Annotated in this window: 17 protein-coding genes; 2 read left to right on the forward strand and 15 right to left on the reverse strand. The window is 67.1% G+C overall.

Annotated elements, in window-relative coordinates; translation table 11 throughout:
- Positions 1-22 precede the first annotated feature (22 nt).
- From RMCN_RS16155 to RMCN_RS16215, 13 genes are all read right to left on the reverse strand, one after another.
- A complete protein-coding gene (locus tag RMCN_RS16155) occupies positions 23-307 on the reverse strand; it encodes an acylphosphatase (RefSeq protein WP_064351211.1) in 285 nt (94 codons plus the stop codon).
- Positions 291-707 (reverse strand): OsmC family protein, encoded by a 417-nt coding sequence (locus RMCN_RS16160; RefSeq protein ID WP_067390897.1) that lies wholly within the window; start codon positions 705-707, stop codon positions 291-293. The genes RMCN_RS16155 and RMCN_RS16160 overlap by 17 nt, the downstream gene beginning before the upstream one ends.
- A 79-nt stretch (positions 708-786) precedes the next feature.
- A complete protein-coding gene (gene mutM / locus RMCN_RS16165) occupies positions 787-1,644 on the reverse strand; it encodes a DNA-formamidopyrimidine glycosylase (protein WP_067390900.1) in 858 nt (285 codons plus the stop codon).
- Positions 1,637-2,335 (reverse strand): ribonuclease III, encoded by a 699-nt coding sequence (gene rnc, locus RMCN_RS16170; RefSeq protein WP_064414826.1) that lies wholly within the window; start codon positions 2,333-2,335, stop codon positions 1,637-1,639. Before rnc ends, mutM begins: the two co-directional genes overlap by 8 nt.
- Positions 2,328-2,930, reverse strand: a complete 603-nt coding sequence (locus tag RMCN_RS16175; RefSeq protein WP_067390903.1) for a YceD family protein — start codon at positions 2,928-2,930, stop codon at positions 2,328-2,330. The genes rnc and RMCN_RS16175 overlap by 8 nt, the downstream gene beginning before the upstream one ends.
- Before the next feature lie 44 nt (positions 2,931-2,974).
- The gene (gene sepIVA, locus RMCN_RS16180) at positions 2,975-3,712 is read right to left on the reverse strand and encodes a cell division protein SepIVA (RefSeq protein ID WP_064351119.1); all 738 of its coding nucleotides are present in this window, start codon (positions 3,710-3,712) and stop codon (positions 2,975-2,977) included.
- 340 nt (positions 3,713-4,052) lie between these two features.
- Positions 4,053-4,619, reverse strand: a complete 567-nt coding sequence (locus tag RMCN_RS16185) for a hemerythrin domain-containing protein (RefSeq protein WP_064402771.1) — start codon at positions 4,617-4,619, stop codon at positions 4,053-4,055.
- Positions 4,620-4,702: 83 nt separating this feature from the next.
- Positions 4,703-5,182: a pantetheine-phosphate adenylyltransferase gene (gene coaD / locus RMCN_RS16190; protein WP_067390906.1), complete on the reverse strand. Its 480-nt coding sequence runs from the start codon at positions 5,180-5,182 to the stop codon at positions 4,703-4,705.
- 11 nt (positions 5,183-5,193) lie between these two features.
- A complete protein-coding gene (gene rsmD / locus RMCN_RS16195) occupies positions 5,194-5,772 on the reverse strand; it encodes a 16S rRNA (guanine(966)-N(2))-methyltransferase RsmD (protein WP_067391225.1) in 579 nt (192 codons plus the stop codon).
- Complete coding sequence (locus tag RMCN_RS16200) at positions 5,769-9,164, reverse strand: pyruvate carboxylase (protein ID WP_064416711.1); 3,396 nt, start codon at positions 9,162-9,164, stop codon at positions 5,769-5,771. Before RMCN_RS16200 ends, rsmD begins: the two co-directional genes overlap by 4 nt.
- Before the next feature lie 35 nt (positions 9,165-9,199).
- Complete coding sequence (locus RMCN_RS16205; RefSeq protein ID WP_064414822.1) at positions 9,200-9,832, reverse strand: vitamin K epoxide reductase family protein; 633 nt, start codon at positions 9,830-9,832, stop codon at positions 9,200-9,202.
- The gene (locus RMCN_RS16210) at positions 9,829-10,605 is read right to left on the reverse strand and encodes a DsbA family protein (RefSeq protein WP_064414821.1); all 777 of its coding nucleotides are present in this window, start codon (positions 10,603-10,605) and stop codon (positions 9,829-9,831) included. Before RMCN_RS16210 ends, RMCN_RS16205 begins: the two co-directional genes overlap by 4 nt.
- Positions 10,606-10,640: 35 nt before the next feature.
- Entirely contained in the window at positions 10,641-11,729 is a 1,089-nt protein-coding gene (locus RMCN_RS16215; RefSeq protein ID WP_064414820.1) for an alpha/beta hydrolase, read from the reverse strand.
- Between RMCN_RS16215 and RMCN_RS16220 the strand changes: the two genes are divergently transcribed.
- Both RMCN_RS16220 and RMCN_RS16225 read left to right on the forward strand, forming a co-directional pair.
- Complete coding sequence (locus RMCN_RS16220) at positions 11,728-12,558, forward strand: aldo/keto reductase (RefSeq protein WP_067390909.1); 831 nt, start codon at positions 11,728-11,730, stop codon at positions 12,556-12,558. The genes RMCN_RS16215 and RMCN_RS16220 overlap by 2 nt on opposite strands.
- 5 nt (positions 12,559-12,563) lie before the next feature.
- A complete protein-coding gene (locus tag RMCN_RS16225) occupies positions 12,564-13,415 on the forward strand; it encodes an aldo/keto reductase (protein WP_064414818.1) in 852 nt (283 codons plus the stop codon).
- Between the two features lie 13 nt (positions 13,416-13,428).
- On the opposite strand, the gene RMCN_RS16230 is transcribed toward RMCN_RS16225, so the two are convergent.
- The gene (locus tag RMCN_RS16230; protein ID WP_064414817.1) at positions 13,429-14,136 is read right to left on the reverse strand and encodes an HNH endonuclease family protein; all 708 of its coding nucleotides are present in this window, start codon (positions 14,134-14,136) and stop codon (positions 13,429-13,431) included.
- Complete coding sequence (gene recG / locus RMCN_RS16235) at positions 14,133-16,385, reverse strand: ATP-dependent DNA helicase RecG (protein WP_067390912.1); 2,253 nt, start codon at positions 16,383-16,385, stop codon at positions 14,133-14,135. The genes RMCN_RS16230 and recG overlap by 4 nt, the downstream gene beginning before the upstream one ends.
- Positions 16,386-16,387 lie beyond the last annotated feature (2 nt).

Consider the following 16,387-nt stretch of genomic DNA (forward strand, 5'->3'; position numbering starts at 1 on the left):
TGCCACACTACCGCCGCGGCGGCTATCGCTCGGTGAACCCTTGTAGCGAGTCGCGAGGTTCTGTGAAGTCGGCGACGACGTTGTCGACCCGACCCGGCGTTTCTCCGCTTTGCAGCAGGTCAAGCAGCTTCTGGCAGGATTCGCGTGGGCCCTGGGCGACCACCTGAACGCGGCCGTCGGGCTTGTTCGCCGCGAATCCCGTCAGCCCCAGTTCCAGTGCACGGGCGCGCGTCCACCACCGGAACCCGACACCTTGCACATGCCCGTGCACCCATGCCGTCAGGCGTACCTCAGCTAACTCCTGCATCATCTACCTCAAATGTCACTTCCGTCCCAGACTTGAGAGTGCGGCCGACGGTGCAGACCTGGTCGATGGCGCGCTCGACCACGGTCAGCACCCGCGCCCGCTCCTGCTCGGACAGCCTGGACAGGTCGAGTTGCATCCGCTCTTCGAGCAGCGGGTAGCGCTCCTGCTCGCGGTCGGCGTCCCCGGAGACGCGGATCGTGGTGCGGTACTGCTCGCCGAGGCGCCGCTGCAAGGGCACGTCGCTGGCCATCCCGCTGCAGGCCGCGAGCGCGATCTTCAGCAGTTCGCCCGGCGTGAAGACGCCGTCGACGTCCTCGCCGCCGACGAGCACCTCCGCGCCGCGCGAGCTGCGGCCGGTGTAGCGCCGCGCCCCCGTCCGCTCAACCCACAGTTCGGTCATGACTCCTCTTCTCCGCGAGCGACCGCAAAATGCCAAATTTCTGCGGCGTGTCGCGTGCAAACACGGTCCCTCGCGCAGCTTATTCCCGTCGAACTCGCGGCCGCGGCTGGCAGCGCGGGCAGTAGAACGACGAGCGGTTCATGAACTTCTCGCGCCGCATGATCGCCCCGCAGCGTCGACACGGTTCGCCTTCGCGCCCATAGGCATCAAGCGACCGGTCGAAGTAGCCCGACTCGCCGTTGACGTTGACATACAGCGAGTCGAACGACGTCCCACCCTGATCGAGCGCCTCGCGCATCACCGCGGCGGCCGCGTCGAGCAGTTCGGCCAGCTTCGGCCGGCTCAGAGACGACGCCAGCCGGGCGCCGTTGACCTTGGCGCGCCACAGCGCCTCGTCGGCATAGATGTTGCCGATTCCCGACACCACAGTCTGGTCGAGCAGTTGGCGTTTGATCTCGGAGTGCTTGGCGCGCAACACCTTCACGACGCCGTCGCGGTTGAACTGCGGATCGAGTGGGTCACGCGCGAGGTGCGCGACGGGAACCGGAACCTCGGTCCCGTCGACGGTGACCATATCGGTGAGCATCCATCCGCCGAACGTGCGCTGGTCGACGAAGCTCAGCGTGGTCCCGTCGTCCAGCAGGGCGGCGATGCGCAGATGGTTCGCGTTGGGTACCTCACCCAAGAGCATCTGCCCGCTCATGCCGAGGTGCACCACGAGAGCGGAGCCGTCGTCCAGCGTCAGCCACAGATACTTACCCCGTCGCCCGGTGCCGACGACGCGCGAATCCAGCAGCCGCGCAGTCAGATCCGCGGGGCCCGCCTCGTGCCGGCGCACCGCGCGCGGATGATGCACGCGCACAGCGGTGATGGTCTTGTCGACGACGTGTGCGCCCAATCCGCGGCGGACGACTTCGACCTCGGGAAGCTCAGGCATCTACCTCGGCGGTCAGCGCGTTCCACGCCGCCGCGGCCGCCTTGAGTTCGGCCTCCTTCTTGGTGCGCCCGACGCCCCTGCCGTATTCGGTGTCGGTCACCACGACGGTCGCGGTGAACTCCTTGTCGTGGTCCGGGCCCGTCGAGGTGACGAGATAGGTGGGCGCGCCAAGGCCGCGCGAGGCGGTCAACTCCTGCAGGCTGCTCTTCCAGTCCAGCCCGGCGCCCAGCGTGGGCGCGGTGTCCAGCAGCTTGCCGAACAGCCGCAGGATCACCTCGCGGACGATCGCGTTGCCATGCTCCAAATAGATTGCGCCCAGCAGGGATTCGACGCCGTCGGCCAGGATGCTGGCCTTGTCCGCACCTCCCGAGTTCAGCTCGCCCTTGCCGAGCAACAGATGCGCACCGAGCCCGTCGTCGGACAACTGACGACCGACGTCGGCGAGCGCCTGGGTGTTGACGATGCTGGCGCGCAGCTTGGCCAGATCGCCCTCGGAGCGGTCGGGGTGCCGGTGGTAGAGCTCCTCGGTGATGGTCAGTCCGAGCACGGCGTCGCCGAGGAACTCCAACCGCTCATTGGTCGGCAGGCCTCCGTTCTCGTACGAGTAGCTGCGATGGGTGAGCGCCATGGTGAGCAGTTCGTCGGGCAGATCGACACCCAGCGCCGCCAGCAGCGCAGCGCGGTCACTCACGCGTGTCCTCAGTGGGATCGTCGGCTCCGCCGACAGTGTCGAACATGCCGGCCAGCTTCGCCCAGCGCGGATCGATCTGTTCGTGGCGGTGACCGGGTTCGGCGGTGGCCAACGCCACACCGCAGTCCGGGCACAGGCCCGCGCAGTCCGGACCGCACAGCGGCGCGAACGGCAGCACCAGCCCGACCGCGTCGATGATCGGCTGCTCCAGGTCGACGGTGTCGTCCACCACGCGACCGACCTCGTCGGCTTCGGTCGTCTCGTCGGTGGCGCTGTCGGGATAGGCGAACAGTTCGGTGAGGTGGATCTCGACGTCCCCCGTGACCGGCGTCAGGCATCGCGCGCAGTCGCCCGTCGTCGGCGCGGACACCGTCCCGGAGACCAGGACGCCTTCCGACACCGACTCGACGCGCAGGTCGAGGGTCACCGGTGCTCCTTGGTCGATCCCGATCAGGTCCAGTCCGATGCGTGACGGGCTGGACACCGTCTCGGAGACGGCCATCATCGACCCGGGCCGCCTACCGAGCCGGGAAATGTTGATCACGAGCGGCGATTGTGACGCGCGATGCGCCGCCGCTTTGGCATGCGTCGCCATAAGTATCGAGTTTACGGCGACGGGTTATTGGCGGCCCTCCGCGCTCAGCGGGCCGCGTAGTCGTGCGTGCCCGCGGCCGTGCGAAGTTGGTGCCGACCTCGACCGACGGAGCGCAACGTGCCGTTGAGGAAGTCCTCGAACTCGGCGAGCTTGCTGTCGACGTAGATGTCGCACTCGCCGCGCAGTCGATCGGCCTCGGCGTGGGCCGAGTCGATCAACCGGGTCGCCTCGGCGGTCGCGGTCTGCACGATTTCGGTCTGCGACACCAGGCGCTGCTGTTCCTTGATGCCCTCCTGCACAGCCTTCTCGTAGGCGAGGTTGCCGCTCTCGATGAGCCGGTCGGCTTCGGTCTTGGCCCGTCCGGTGCTGGCCTCGTACTCGCGCTTGGCGGTGGCGGCGACGCGGTTGGCCTCCTCGCGGGCCTCGCCGACCATCCGCTCGCTGTGCTGGCGAGCCTCGGCCACCATGCGATCGGCCTGCGCCTTCGCGTCGGCAAGCAGCCGGTCCGCCTCCGCGCGGGCGTGGTTCAGAACGGAGTCCGCCTCGGCGGTGGCCGTGGACACCATCGAGTCCGAGTGGTCCTTGGCCTCGCGCAGCATCCCGTCGCGGGCATCGAGGACGTCCTGCGCATCGTCGAGCTCACCGGGAATCGCGTCCTTGATGTCGTCGATCAGCTCGAGGACATCACCGCGGGGCACGACGCAGCCTGCCGTCATCGGCACGCCGCGGGCTTCTTCCACAATCGCGCTCAGTTCGTCGAGCGCCTCAAAAACTCGGTACACGGCAACACCCTCCAGGCGTAGTTGACAGTTACTAGTGTGCCTGGTGTTACCCCTGTGACTCAGCTTCCGGCCCGGTGTGTCGCCCGGGACCTCGGAAATTCGTGGATTGCTGAGTCCCTCCACTCCCCAGGCCGCAACTCCCGGCTGAATTGCTGCTCGCATTATGTCAACCCGCATCAGAGGGGTCGAATTCAGCGGAAAAACCCGCCCCCGGTCGCCGTCACGCCGATGGCGTCCGGCCGGCCGGGGGCGGGCGAGTTCTCGTCGAAACTGAACGTGTGCGCGAGAAAATCTACGATTCGTCGAACACAGGTTCAGAATCGGCGGCGGATGAGGGCGGCTATTTCACCGCCGCGCCGATGAGGTCACGAGCCCGGTCGAGCATCGAGGCGAACGGCCCGAGCGCGAAATTGGCCTTGGCCGACTCGACGCCGGCGTGCGGGTGGGTCGGCGCGATCGCCTCGGCGGCCTGCACTGCGCCCGCCATCCGTTTGAGGTCGTCACCGTCGAGGTTCTTCTGCAGGTGGCTGAACTCCTCGCGCTCCTCGAGCTCGGCGTGCTCGATCACGTCCTCGCGGAACTTCTTGAGCTCGTCGATGAACTCCTTGGACCCGATGTCCATCTTCTCCAGCCGCGAGAGGAACTCCTTGGCCTCGTGCTCTTCCTTGAGACGGGCGTCGACGATCGCCTCGCCGTCGGCGACCTCCTTGCGGGCGCGCGGGTGGACCACCATCTCCTCGGCGGTCTCGTGGACGGCCAGCAGCTGCCGCAGGTCGGCGAACGCCTTCTCACGCGCTTCGGTTTCCGACGCGTTCAGCACTTCTTCGAACAGGTCCTTGATCAGGTTGTGTTGATCGGTCAGAAACTTCACGACGTCATCGGTGTTCTGGACGAACGTTTCAGCCATGGCAGAAACCTCCTGCATTCTCGGTAGTGGTGTGGGCGCGAATGGGCTGTGCGCCTGAACCTGACTACCCCGGCTGGGGCGGATTAACCCTGGCTGAGCTTGGCCTGCAGACGCTTGTTGACCGCGGCGGGAAGTAGTTCGGAGACATCGCCACCCATCGACGCGACCTCTTTGGCCAACGACGACGACACGAACGAGTACTGCGGTGTCGCGGCCACAAAGAAGGTGTCGACGCCGGCGATGTGCTTGTTCATCTGCGCCATCTGCAGTTCGTATTCGAAGTCGGTACCAGAGCGCAGTCCCTTGACGATCGCCGTCACGCCACGCTGCCGGGCGAAGTCGACCACCAGGCCCTGACCCGATTCGGCGCGCAGGTTCGGCAGGTGCTCGGTGGTCTCCTCGATCATCGCGATGCGCTCGTCGAGGGTGAACATGCCCTTCTTGTTCGGGTTGATCAGGACCGCCACGATCACCTCGTCGAACTGCGCGGCCGCGCGTTCGAAGACGTCGACGTGCCCGAGGGTGACCGGGTCGAAGGATCCGGGGCATACCGCGCCGCTCATGAGCGATGACGCTAGCAGGGCCGTTCCGGCGCCTCGGCAAGCTCCAGGCGGGTGTCGCCGTAGGCGCGCGGCGGCCATGCCCGCCAGCCCGGCGGCCACGTCAGCGGGGGTCCGCTTGCCGCACGCTCCACCACGACGACGGTTCCCGCACCGGCCCAACCCCGTTCGGCGAGCAGCATCAGGACCGACTCGACCTGCTCGGCGGTGACGTCGTACGGCGGATCGGCGAGGACCAGGTCGACCGGTCGCGAGCTGCCCGCGGCCAGCACCTCGGTGACGCCGCCGCGCCGCACGCTGGCCCCGGTGACACCGAGCGCCGCGATGTTGTCGGCGATGACGCCCGCGGCACGCCGGTCGGACTCGACGAACGTCGCTTCGGCCGCACCGCGCGAGAGCGCCTCGAGCCCAAGCGCGCCCGAGCCGGCGTACAGATCGAGCACCGCGATCCCCCCGAAGTCGATGCGCGCAGCCAGCACGTTGAACAACGCTTCTCGCACCCGGTCGGTGGTGGGACGGGTCACTCCCCCAGACCTGCTCTGGGGCACGGTGATTCGTCGACCGCCCAACGCGCCGGCGATGATGCGGGTCAGCTGACCACCACCAGCAGATCGCCGCCTTCGACCTGCGCCGTCTCCGAGACCGCGACCCGGTTCACCTTGCCCGCTTTGGGTGCGGTGATGGCGGCCTCCATCTTCATGGCCTCGATCGTGGCGACCGTCTGACCGGCCTGCACCTCGTCGTCGACGGAGACGGCGACGGCGACCACACCGGCGAAGGGTGCTGCGATGTGGTCCGGATTGGACTTGTCGGCCTTCTCCGCGGTCGGGATATCGCTGGCGACGTTGCGGTCCCGCACCAGTACCGGCCGCAGTTGGCCGTTGAGGATGCACATCACGGTCCGCATGCCGCGCTCGTCGGGATCGGAGATCGCCTCGAGCCCGATCAGCAGTTCGACGCCCCGCTCCAGCCGGACCCGGTGCTCCTCGTCGCTGCGCAGCCCGTAGAAGAACTGGTTCGCCGACAGGCTCGACGTGTCGCCGTACTGCTCGCGGTGGGCCTCGAGTTCCTTTGTGGGACCGGGAAACAGCAACCGGTTCAGCGCGGCCTGCCGCTTCGGGCCCGCCTGGGCGAGCACCGCTTCGTCCTCCTCGCTGAGTTCCTCCTGCGACTTGGCCGGCGCACGACCGGCCAGTGCCTTGGTGCGCAGCGGTTCGGGCCATCCGCCGGGCGGATCCCCGAGTTCGCCGCGCAGGAATCCGACCACCGAATCGGGAATGTCCAACCGCGCTGGGTCCGAGGCGAATTCATCGGCGCTGATACCCGCCCCGAGCAACGCCAGCGCGAGGTCGCCCACCACCTTCGACGACGGGGTCACCTTCACAAGCCGGCCGAGCACCCGATCGGCAGCAGCGTAGTTGGCTTCGATCTCCTCGAAGCGGTCGCCGAACCCGAGCGCGATCGCCTGCTGGCGCAGGTTCGACAGCTGACCGCCGGGAATCTCGTGGTGATACACCCGCCCCGTCGGAGAAGGAGGCCCAGACGCCACAACATCGAACGGCGCGTACACCTTTCGCAGCGCCTCCCAATACGGTTCGAGGTCGCACACCGCTTGCAGCGACAACCCGGTGTCGAACTCGGTGTGCGCGGTCGCGGCGACGATCGAACTCAGCGCGGGCTGGCTGGTGGTGCCGGCCAGCGGTGCGGATGCTCCGTCGACGGCGCTCGCGCCCGCCTGCCACGCGGCCAGATACGTCGCCAACTGGCCGCCCGGGGTGTCGTGGGTGTGCACATGCACGGGCAGATCGAAGCGGCTGCGCAGAGCGCTGATCAACGTGTGCGCGGCGTGCGGGCGCAACAGCCCGGCCATGTCCTTGATCGCCAGCACGTGGGCGCCCGCGTCGACGATCTGTTCGGCGAGCTTCAGGTAGTAGTCCAGGGTGTAGAGGTTCTCGCCGGGGTCGGACAGGTCCCCGGTGTAGCTCATCGCGACTTCGGCGATGGCCGTGCCGGTTTCGCGGACCGCGTCGATGGCCGGGCGCATGGATTCGACGTTGTTGAGCGCGTCGAAGATGCGGTAGATGTCGATGCCCGTCGCCGTCGCTTCGGCGACGAAGGCGTGGGTGACGGTTTCCGGGTACGGGGTGTAACCGACGGTGTTGCGGCCACGCAGCAGCATCTGCAGGCAGATGTTCGGGACGGCCTCCCGCAGCACGGCCAGCCGCTCCCACGGGTCTTCCTTCAAGAACCGAAGCGCCACATCGTAAGTCGCCCCGCCCCAGCATTCGAGAGAGAGCAACTGCGGGGTCATGCGCGCGACGTAGGGCGCCACCATCGACAGTCCGGTGGTGCGCACCCGGGTGGCCAGCAGCGACTGGTGGGCATCGCGGAATGTCGTGTCGGTGAGGCCCAACGGTTTGGAGTCGCGCAGCCAGCGGGCGAACCCCTCGGGGCCCAGTTCGGTCAGCAGTTGCTTGCTGCCGGCGGGCGGCGGCGCCTCCAGATCGATGTCGGGCAGCTTGTCCTGCGGGTACACCGACGCGGTTCGCGGGCCATGTGGCTGGTTGACCGTCACGTCGGCCAGGTAGTTGAGGATCTTGGTGCCGCGATCGGCGGGTGTTCTGGCGGTCAGCAGATACGGGCGTTCGTCGATGAACGACGTGGTGATGCGTCCGGCCCGGAAATCCGGATCGTTGACCACCGCCTGCAGGAACGGGATGTTCGTCGACACCCCGCGAATGCGGAACTCGGCCAGCGCGCGGCGCGCCCGCGCCACCGCGGTGCCGAAGTCGCGTCCGCGACACGTCAGCTTCACCAGCATCGAGTCGAAATGCGCGCTGATCTCCGCGCCCAGGTGGGTACCGCCGTCCAACCGGATGCCCGCGCCGCCGGGGGTGCGGTATCCGGTGATGCGGCCGGTGTCGGGCCGGAATCCGTTGGCGGGGTCCTCGGTGGTGATCCGGCACTGCAGCGCGAAACCACGCGGCGACGGCAGCGCCTCCTGGCTCAAGCCGAGGCCCTCCAACGTCTCCCCATCGGCGATGCGCAACTGGCTGGACACCAGGTCGACATCGGTGATCTCTTCGGTGACCGTGTGCTCGACCTGGATGCGCGGATTGCACTCGATGAACACGTAATGGCCGCGCTCGTCGAGCAGGAATTCCACGGTGCCGGCGAACGTGTAGCCGATCTGCCGGGCGAACGCGACCGCGTCCTGGCAAATCCGTTGCCGCAGTTCGTCTGAGAGGTTCGGGGCGGGCGCGAGCTCGATGACCTTCTGGTGCCTGCGCTGCACGCTGCAGTCCCGTTCGAACAGGTGCATCACGTTGCCGTGGGTGTCGGCCAGGATCTGCACCTCGATGTGGCGGGGGTTGAGCACGGCCTGTTCGAGATACAGCGTCGGGTCGCCGAACGCCGACTCGGCTTCGCGCGCCGCGGCATCGATCGCGTCGGCAAGCGAGTCGATGTCGGCGACCCGCCGCATCCCCCGGCCGCCGCCCCCTGACACGGCTTTGACGAACAACGGGAACTCCAGGCCGTCGGCGGCGGCCATCAGCTCCTCTGCCGACGCCGACGGTGCCGACGAGTTGAGCACCGGCAGCCCGGCCGAGCGGGCCGCGTCGATCGCCCGCGACTTGTTGCCCGTCAGCTCGAGCACATGAGCGCTCGGCCCGACGAACGTGATCCCGGCCTGCGCGCACGCCGCCGCCAAGGCCGGATTCTCCGACAGGAAGCCGTATCCCGGATAGACCGCGTCGGCTCCCGCGTGCTTTGCGACCCGGATGATCTCCTCGACCGACAGGTAGGCGCGCACGGGATGGCCGGTCTCGCCGATCTGGTAGGACTCGTCGGCCTTCAGCCGGTGCACGCTGTTGCGGTCCTCGTACGGGTAGACCGCGACGGTGTCGATCCCCATCTCGTAGGCGGCCCGGAAAGCGCGGATCGCGATCTCGCCACGATTGGCGACCAGGACTTTAGAGATCATGGGCCATCACGCACGTACTTTAACCTCCGGGCGGATCAGATCAGCGTGGACCAGTAGCTCCAGAAGCGCACGAGGATCAGCAGGAGCAGGCCGGTGAACCACAACGTGACCAAAGACCACCGCCACGTGTGCAGCACTCGCGCAACGGTGTTTCCGCGTTGGGGCGCGAGCGCGATGACCGCGACGACCACCAACAGCGGGATCGTCACCGCCCACACCACCATGCAGTACGGGCACAGCGCGCCGATGCGGTAGAGGCTCTGGAAGATGAGCCAGTGAACGAAGGCGGCACCCAACAGCGTGCCGACGGCCAGTCCGGCCCAATACCAGCGCGGCAACTCGACCTTGGCGAGCGCGAGCACACCGGTCACCACCACGATCGTGAACGAGATGATGCCGATCAACGAGTTGGGGAATCCGAACGCGGACGCCTGCGGCGTGATCATCACCGAGCCGCAGGACAGCACCGGATTGAAGCTGCATGACGGGACGTACTCCGGATCGATCAGCAGCTCGATCTTCTCGACCGTCAGCGCGAGCGCGGCGGCAAGCCCCAGCACACCCGCGATGAGGATCCACACCGCGCTCGGACGTCCCACCGACGGGCCCGCCGGCTCATGCGCCGTGGGTTCGGACGGCTGGACGGCCCCGGGCGCGGCGAGCGTCACGGCCTCGCCGGCTGGGTCGGATCGGGGTTGGGCGGCGGCGCGCCGGCGTCCAGTGCAGGCACCTCGCCGACGATCTTCTCGATCTCGGCGATCAGCGCGTCGGGTGTCGACGGCGAGTAGTCCTCACCGTTGATCCGGATGGTCGGCGTCGAGTTGACCCCGCTCGCCTTGGCCAGGCCCTTGACCATGTCGTTGAAGCGTCCCCCGTTGATGCAGGCCGGCACCTCACCGGTCACCCCCGCCTGACGGGCGACCTCGATCAGCCGGGCGTTGTCTGGGAAGGGGCCCACACCCTCGGGAGGCTGTTGCGCGAAGAGCGCGCCGTGGAACCGCCGGAAGGCTTCCGTGTCCGCTTCGGCGACGCAGTAGCCGGCGTTGGCCGCGCGGGTCGAGTAGCCCTGCCCCGCCCGGTCGAGGATGGACACCATGTTGTAGTCGACGGCCACCGCACCGCTGTCGATCAGCCGGTTGATCGTCGGGCCGAACTGCCTCTCGAAGTTCCCGCACGCCGGGCACAGGAAATCCTCGTAGAGCGCCAGCACCGCTTTGGGCTCGGATGTGCCCTCTTGGGTGATCACGTTGCTCGACGCGACGCGGACCGCCCTGGTCTCGCCCTCACCGGGTTTGTCCTCTTTGGTCATCACGATGTAGAGCACCAGCGCGACCGCGAAGATCACGACAACGGAGGTCAGGCCGATCTGCACAGCCCGGTTCCGCTTGCGGTCGGCCGCCTTCAGGTCGTAGCGCGGGGTCTTCTTGGGTTTCGAGGCCACGCAGGTAAGAGTACCGGCGCGATTCCGCCGCCCCGTCAGCCGCGGGCCAGATGCGCGCGCAGTGCCGAGATGACCTCGGCAATCGCGGTGGCGCTGTCACCGCCGAACGGGAAGAAGTTCGCGAAGCCGTGGATCAGCGATCCGAACTCCCGGTGGTCGACGCGGACGCCGGCGGCCCGCATGGCCTCGGCGTACTGCCTGCCTTCGTCGCGCAGCGGGTCGAAACCGGCGGTGACGATCAGCGTCGGCGCCAAGCCCGACAGGTCGTCGGCGAGCAACGGTGACACCCGTGGGTCGCCGGCATCGATCCCGCCGCTGAGGTATTTGTCGCGGAACCAGTCGATGTCGTCGCGCGTGAGGAAGTAGCCCTCGGAGAACAGCACCTGCGACCTGGTCGTGTCGCGGTAGTTGACGACCGGATACAGCAGGAACTGAAGGGCGGGTTGCGGTCCCTCGCTGCGGGCGCGGTGCGCGACGAGCGTGGCCTGGTTGCCGCCCGCGCTGTCACCGCCCACGGCGACGCGTTCGGGGTCGGCACCCAGTTCGGTGGCGTGTTCGCACGCCCAGCGGAAGGCGGCGTAGGCGTCGTCGGTGCCCGCGGGGGCGGGATGTTCGGGCGCCAGGCGGTAGTCGACGGACAGCACGTGCATCTGGCCGCGGTGGCAGATCTCACGGCACAGGTCGTCGTGCGATTCGATGCTGCCGATGACCTGCCCGCCGCCGTGGAAGAAGACCAGCAGGGCCCCGTCATCGTCGATGGGCCGGTAATGACGCGCGCGGATGGCCCCGACGGGTCCGGGAATCGAGAGATCTTTCACCGACGCGACCGGGATGTTCTGTTTGAAACCCACGGCCAGCGTTTCGAGTTGGCCGCGGGCGGCGGCGACGTCGTCGGCGTTGACCAAACCGTCGATCCCGGTGAGTTTCTGTCCGGCGAGCATCAACTGCAGCGTCGTGTCCAGCGTGTTGCCGTCGATGCTGACCGTGCGGCGCCCGAGCAGGAGACGCTTGACCCCCTCGGGGATTCGGGGCAACGCGCGGAGGGTAACGCCCGCTGCGGTGTTGACCAGGGTCTCCTTGCGGGTCGGCCGCCACTGGTCATGGGCTGGCAGACTTTGGGTCATGGCTTCTCCCTCGATCACGTTGAACGACGGTAATTCGATACCTCAGGTTGGGCTCGGAGTTTGGCAGACCCCGCCCGAGGACACCGAACGCGCGGTCGCGACCGCGCTGGAGGCCGGCTACCGCCACATCGACACCGCCGCCGCGTACCGGAACGAACGTGAGGTCGGCGAGGCACTGAAAAAGTCGGGTCTCCCGCGCGATCAGGTGTTCATCACCACCAAGCTGTGGAACTCCGACCAGGGCTACGGCAGCACGCTGCGCGCCTTCGACAAGAGCATGGACCGGCTGGGGCTCGACTCCCTCGATCTGTACCTCATCCACTGGCCGATGCCGGCCAACGGCGCGTTCGTCGAGACGTTCAAGGCCTTCGCCGACCTGCGTGAGCAGGGGCGCATCCGGTCGATCGGGGTGAGCAACTTCGAACCCGAACACCTGCGCGAACTCGTCGACGCCACCGGGATCGTGCCGGCGGTCAACCAGATCGAACTGCATCCGCTGCTGCAGCAGGAGGAGCTGCGCGAGATGCACGCCCAGATGGGCATCGCCACCGAGGCGTGGAGTCCGCTCGGCCAGGGTTCACTGCTGTCGAACGACACCGTGGTCTCGGTCGCCGAGGCGCACGGGAAGACACCGGCCCAGGTGTTGATTAGGTGGCATATGCAGCTCGGCAATATAGTCATCCCGAAGTCGGTGACCCCCGAGAGAATCGTGAGCAACTTCGACGTGTTCGATTTCGAGTTGAGCGAGCAGGACATGGCGTCCGTCTCGACGCTCGGCGACGGCACTCGGTTGGGCCCCGATCCGCGAACATTCGAATTCACGGGGTAGGTGAAATGACCGAATCGCCGGGCAACGCTGCTGCGGTTCCGACCGTCACGCTCAACGACGACCACACGATGCCGGTGTTCGGACTCGGTGTCGGCGAGCTGTCGGACTCCGAGGCCGAGCAGGCGGTGCTGGCGGCGTTGTCCGCCGGCTACCGGCTGATCGACACGGCCGCTTCATACGGCAACGAGGAAGCGGTCGGGCGGGCCATCAAGGCCTCCGGGGTGCCTCGCGACGAGATCTTCGTCACCACCAAGCTCGCCACTCCCGATCTGGGTTTCCAGTCGTCGCAGGACGCGCTCAAGGCAAGCCTGGACAGGCTCGGGCTCGACTACGTCGACCTGTACCTGATCCACTGGCCCGCCGGCGAACAGGGCAAGTACGTCGACAGCTGGGGCGGGTTGATGAAGCGCAAGGAGGTCGGCGACACCAAGTCGATCGGGGTCGCCAACTTCCACGCCGAGCACCTGTCGGACGTGATCGACCTGTCGTTCTTCACCCCGGCGGTCAACCAGATCGAGCTGCACCCGCTGCTCAGCCAGGCGGAGCTGCGTGAGGTAAACGCCGGGTACGGCATCGTCACCCAGGCGTATGGCCCCCTGGGCGTCGGGCGCCTGCTGGAAAACGAGACGGTGACGTCGATCGCGCAGGCGCACGGCAAGACCGCCGCGCAGGTGTTGATCCGGTGGAGCGTTCAGCTCGGCAACGCGGTCATCGCCCGCTCGTCGAAACCGGAGCGGATCGCCGCCAACCTCGAGGTGTTCGACTTCGAGCTCACCGACGACGAGATGGCCTCACTCAACGGCCTCGACGAGGGCACCCGGTTTCGCCCGGACCCCGAAACCTACACCGGCACATAGCTCTTAGAGGAGCTCAGCCCGTCGGGCAGGTGGCGGCTGCGTCGCGCAGCACGGTGGCCGAGGGCGCGTCGATCGGCAGTCGGTATCCGCGGAGCACCGCGATGAACTGCATCGCGTACTGGCAGTGAAACGCCGCATTGGGTGGCATCCAGGTCGCGGGCTCCTGGTCCCCTTTGTCCTGGTTGGCGTTTCCGGCCACCGCGAGGAGATTCGCCGGATCGTTGGCGAACCGGACGCGCAGGTCGTCGGGCCAGTTGCGCGCCCCGAGATCCCAGGCAAGCGCCAACGGCACGATGTGGTCGATCTGCACTGCGGCGCCCGTCTTCTCGCCGCGGGTGAAGGCGACGACGGCGTTGGTGTACGGGTCGTGCAGCGTGCCGGTCGCAACGGCGTCAGGGCAACGCTTGATCGACACGAACGTCTTGTCGTCGAGGTCGCGGTTGAGGATGTCGTTGCGGGTGTCGCAGCCGTTGTGCCCGCCCGGGGCCGAGTTGTCGTCGGTCCAGCTGTCCCCGAAAGCGGCTCTGCGATAGTCGTATCCGCGAATTCGCAGCGGTATGACGGGGACGCCGGCGAGAACGTCGACGCCTGGAGCCACGGTCGGGATGTCGGCGCGTGCGATGAACTGTGCCCGGTCGCCTGCCGAGTTGACCGCCTGCACGGCGACGATCACGGCGAGGGCGACGATCGCCGTCAGCCACAGCAGATGCCCACGCTTCATGCCTTGTCCAGGAATTCGACGCGGTCATCGCTGACGAACGGGGCCGCCAACGCCGCCATACCCGCATTGTCGGGATCGTTCTCGTACAGCCGTGCGCAGAAGTCGCGGGCCGTCACGATGATGTCGAGGTGCTCCTGCAGCGACAGGAACCGCAGCGTGATTGCGCGGCCCGATTGGTTGAATCCCAACACATCTCCCTCTTGCCGTTCGTAGAGGTCGAGGTCGGCGAGCTTGAACCCGTCCAATGTGGATGCGACGGCGGTCAGCCGGGCGCCGGCCTTGGAGCCCTGCGGGAGTTTGGTGACGAGCAGGCACAGGCTCGGATGCTGTCCGCGGCCGATCCGCCCGCGCAACTGGTGCAGTTGGCTGATGCCGAACCGGTCGGCGTCCATCACGACCATCACCGTCGCATTCGGCACATCGACGCCCACTTCGATGACCGTCGTGCACACCAGCACGTCGATCTCACCCGCGCGGTAAGCCGCCATCACGGCGTCCTTCTCGTCGGCGGGCAGCCTGCCGTGCATGAGCCCGAGCCGCAGATCGGCCAGCGGACCGCGGCTCAGTCGGGCGAACAACTCGACGACCGTGATCGGCGGCGGACCGCCCTCCTTCTCGTGGGCCTCCTTGTCGTTGGCCGACTTGTCGTTTTCGTCGATCCGCGAGGCCACCACGTACGCCTGCCTGCCCTGGCTCACCTCTTCGGCGATGCGCTGCCAGACCCGGTCCAGCCAGCGCGGGTGTTCGTTGAGGAAGACGGTGTTGGTGGTGATCGGTTGCCTGCCCCGCGGCAGCTCACGCAGCGTCGAGGTCTCCAGGTCACCGTAATAGGTCAGGGCGACGGTGCGCGGTATCGGGGTGGCCGTCATCACCAAAAGATGTGGTGTGATGCCCGCAGGTGCCTTGCCGCGCAACCGATCCCGTTGCTCGACGCCGAACCGGTGCTGCTCGTCGACGACCACCATGCCGAGGCGGTGGAACTCGACTGCGTCCTGAAGCAAGGCGTGCGTGCCGATGACGATGCCCGCCTCACTGCCGGCGACCTCGTCGCGTACCGCGCGTTTCTGTTGCGCCGTCATCGATCCGGTCAGCAGCGCGATGCGGGTGGCGCCGTCCACACCACCGAGTTGACCCGCCATCGCCAATGGACCGAGAACGGCGCGAATGGAGCGGGCATGCTGTGCGGCAAGAACTTCGGTGGGTGCGAGCAAGGCGCACTGATAGCCGGCGTCGACCATCTGCAGCATCGCCAGCACCGAGACGATCGTCTTGCCCGAACCGACCTCGCCCTGCAGCATGCGGTTCATCGGTCGGGTGCTTGTCAGTTCGCCCGAGATGACGTCGAGCACTTCCTTCTGGCCGTCGGTCAATTCGAACGGCAGCTGTTCACTCATGGCGGCGACGAGCCCATCGTCACGGCGCTCGGCGACCGGACCGGACTCGCTGCGCTCACCGTGGCGTCGGTCGACCAGCGCCCACTGCAGACCGATGGCCTCGTCGTATGTCAGCCGCTGCTGCGCGCGCTCGCGTTCGAGTTTGTTCTCCGCGATATGGACGGCACGCAACGCCTCGTCCTCGGTGATCAAACCATGTTGTCGCAGAAAGGATTCCGGTAGTGTTTCGGGGATGGGATCCAACACGTCGAGCACCTGACGGACACAGGCGTAGATCTCCCACGTCTGAACCTTGGCGCTCGCCGGGTAGATCGGAAAGAACTCACGCTCGAACGCCACGAGCAGATCGTCGCCGGTCGCTCCGGATGTCGACGCTATCGTCTTGAGCGACTTCGTCCCGAACGTCTTTCCGTGCGGTGACTCCAACACGAGAAACGCCGGGTGCGTCAACTGCAACGACCCCCGGAAGTATTTGACCTCTCCCGACAGCATCAGCCGAGTTCCTTCCGTGAGGCCGTCGATCATCCAGTCCGCGTTGAAGAACGTCGCACTGACCGTGCGCCCTCGGCGACCGAGCGTGACGCGCAACCATTTGCGCTTCCTCATCTTCTTGGTCTTCTTGTCGAACTGCGGCTTCATATCACCGGTTCGGGTGCCGGTGATGGTGTCGATGAACGTGACGTGCTCGCCCTCTTCGAGCTCCTCGCCTTCGTCGAGCACGGTCATCCCGTCGCTGTACTTGCGGGGATAGTGACGCAGCAGATCGTTGACCGTGTGGATGCCGAAGTGCTCGGCGAGCGGGTCCGCGGCCTTCTTGCCGAGCACGAAGTCGAGACGGTCGGACAACGTCGCCACGG

The organism is Mycolicibacterium novocastrense (assembly GCF_001570485.1).
Taxonomy (GTDB): Bacteria; Actinomycetota; Actinomycetes; order Mycobacteriales; family Mycobacteriaceae; genus Mycobacterium; species Mycobacterium novocastrense.

Bases quoted from the DNA above. Each gene is read 5' to 3' on its own strand.
- RMCN_RS16155 (WP_064351211.1), bottom strand. From the start codon at position 307: ATGCAGGAGTTAGCTGAGGTACGCCTGACGGCATGGGTGCACGGGCAT.
- RMCN_RS16160 (WP_067390897.1), bottom strand. From the start codon at position 707: ATGACCGAACTGTGGGTTGAGCGGACGGGGGCGCGGCGCTACACCGGC.
- mutM (WP_067390900.1), bottom strand. From the start codon at position 1,644: ATGCCTGAGCTTCCCGAGGTCGAAGTCGTCCGCCGCGGATTGGGCGCA.
- RMCN_RS16175 (WP_067390903.1), bottom strand. From the start codon at position 2,930: ATGGCGACGCATGCCAAAGCGGCGGCGCATCGCGCGTCACAATCGCCG.
- RMCN_RS16185 (WP_064402771.1), bottom strand. From the start codon at position 4,619: ATGGCTGAAACGTTCGTCCAGAACACCGATGACGTCGTGAAGTTTCTG.
- coaD (WP_067390906.1), bottom strand. From the start codon at position 5,182: ATGAGCGGCGCGGTATGCCCCGGATCCTTCGACCCGGTCACCCTCGGG.
- RMCN_RS16200 (WP_064416711.1), bottom strand. From the start codon at position 9,164: ATGATCTCTAAAGTCCTGGTCGCCAATCGTGGCGAGATCGCGATCCGC.
- RMCN_RS16220 (WP_067390909.1), top strand. From the start codon at position 11,728: ATGGCTTCTCCCTCGATCACGTTGAACGACGGTAATTCGATACCTCAG.
- RMCN_RS16215 (WP_064414820.1), bottom strand. From the start codon at position 11,729: ATGACCCAAAGTCTGCCAGCCCATGACCAGTGGCGGCCGACCCGCAAG.
- RMCN_RS16225 (WP_064414818.1), top strand. From the start codon at position 12,564: ATGACCGAATCGCCGGGCAACGCTGCTGCGGTTCCGACCGTCACGCTC.
- RMCN_RS16230 (WP_064414817.1), bottom strand. From the start codon at position 14,136: ATGAAGCGTGGGCATCTGCTGTGGCTGACGGCGATCGTCGCCCTCGCC.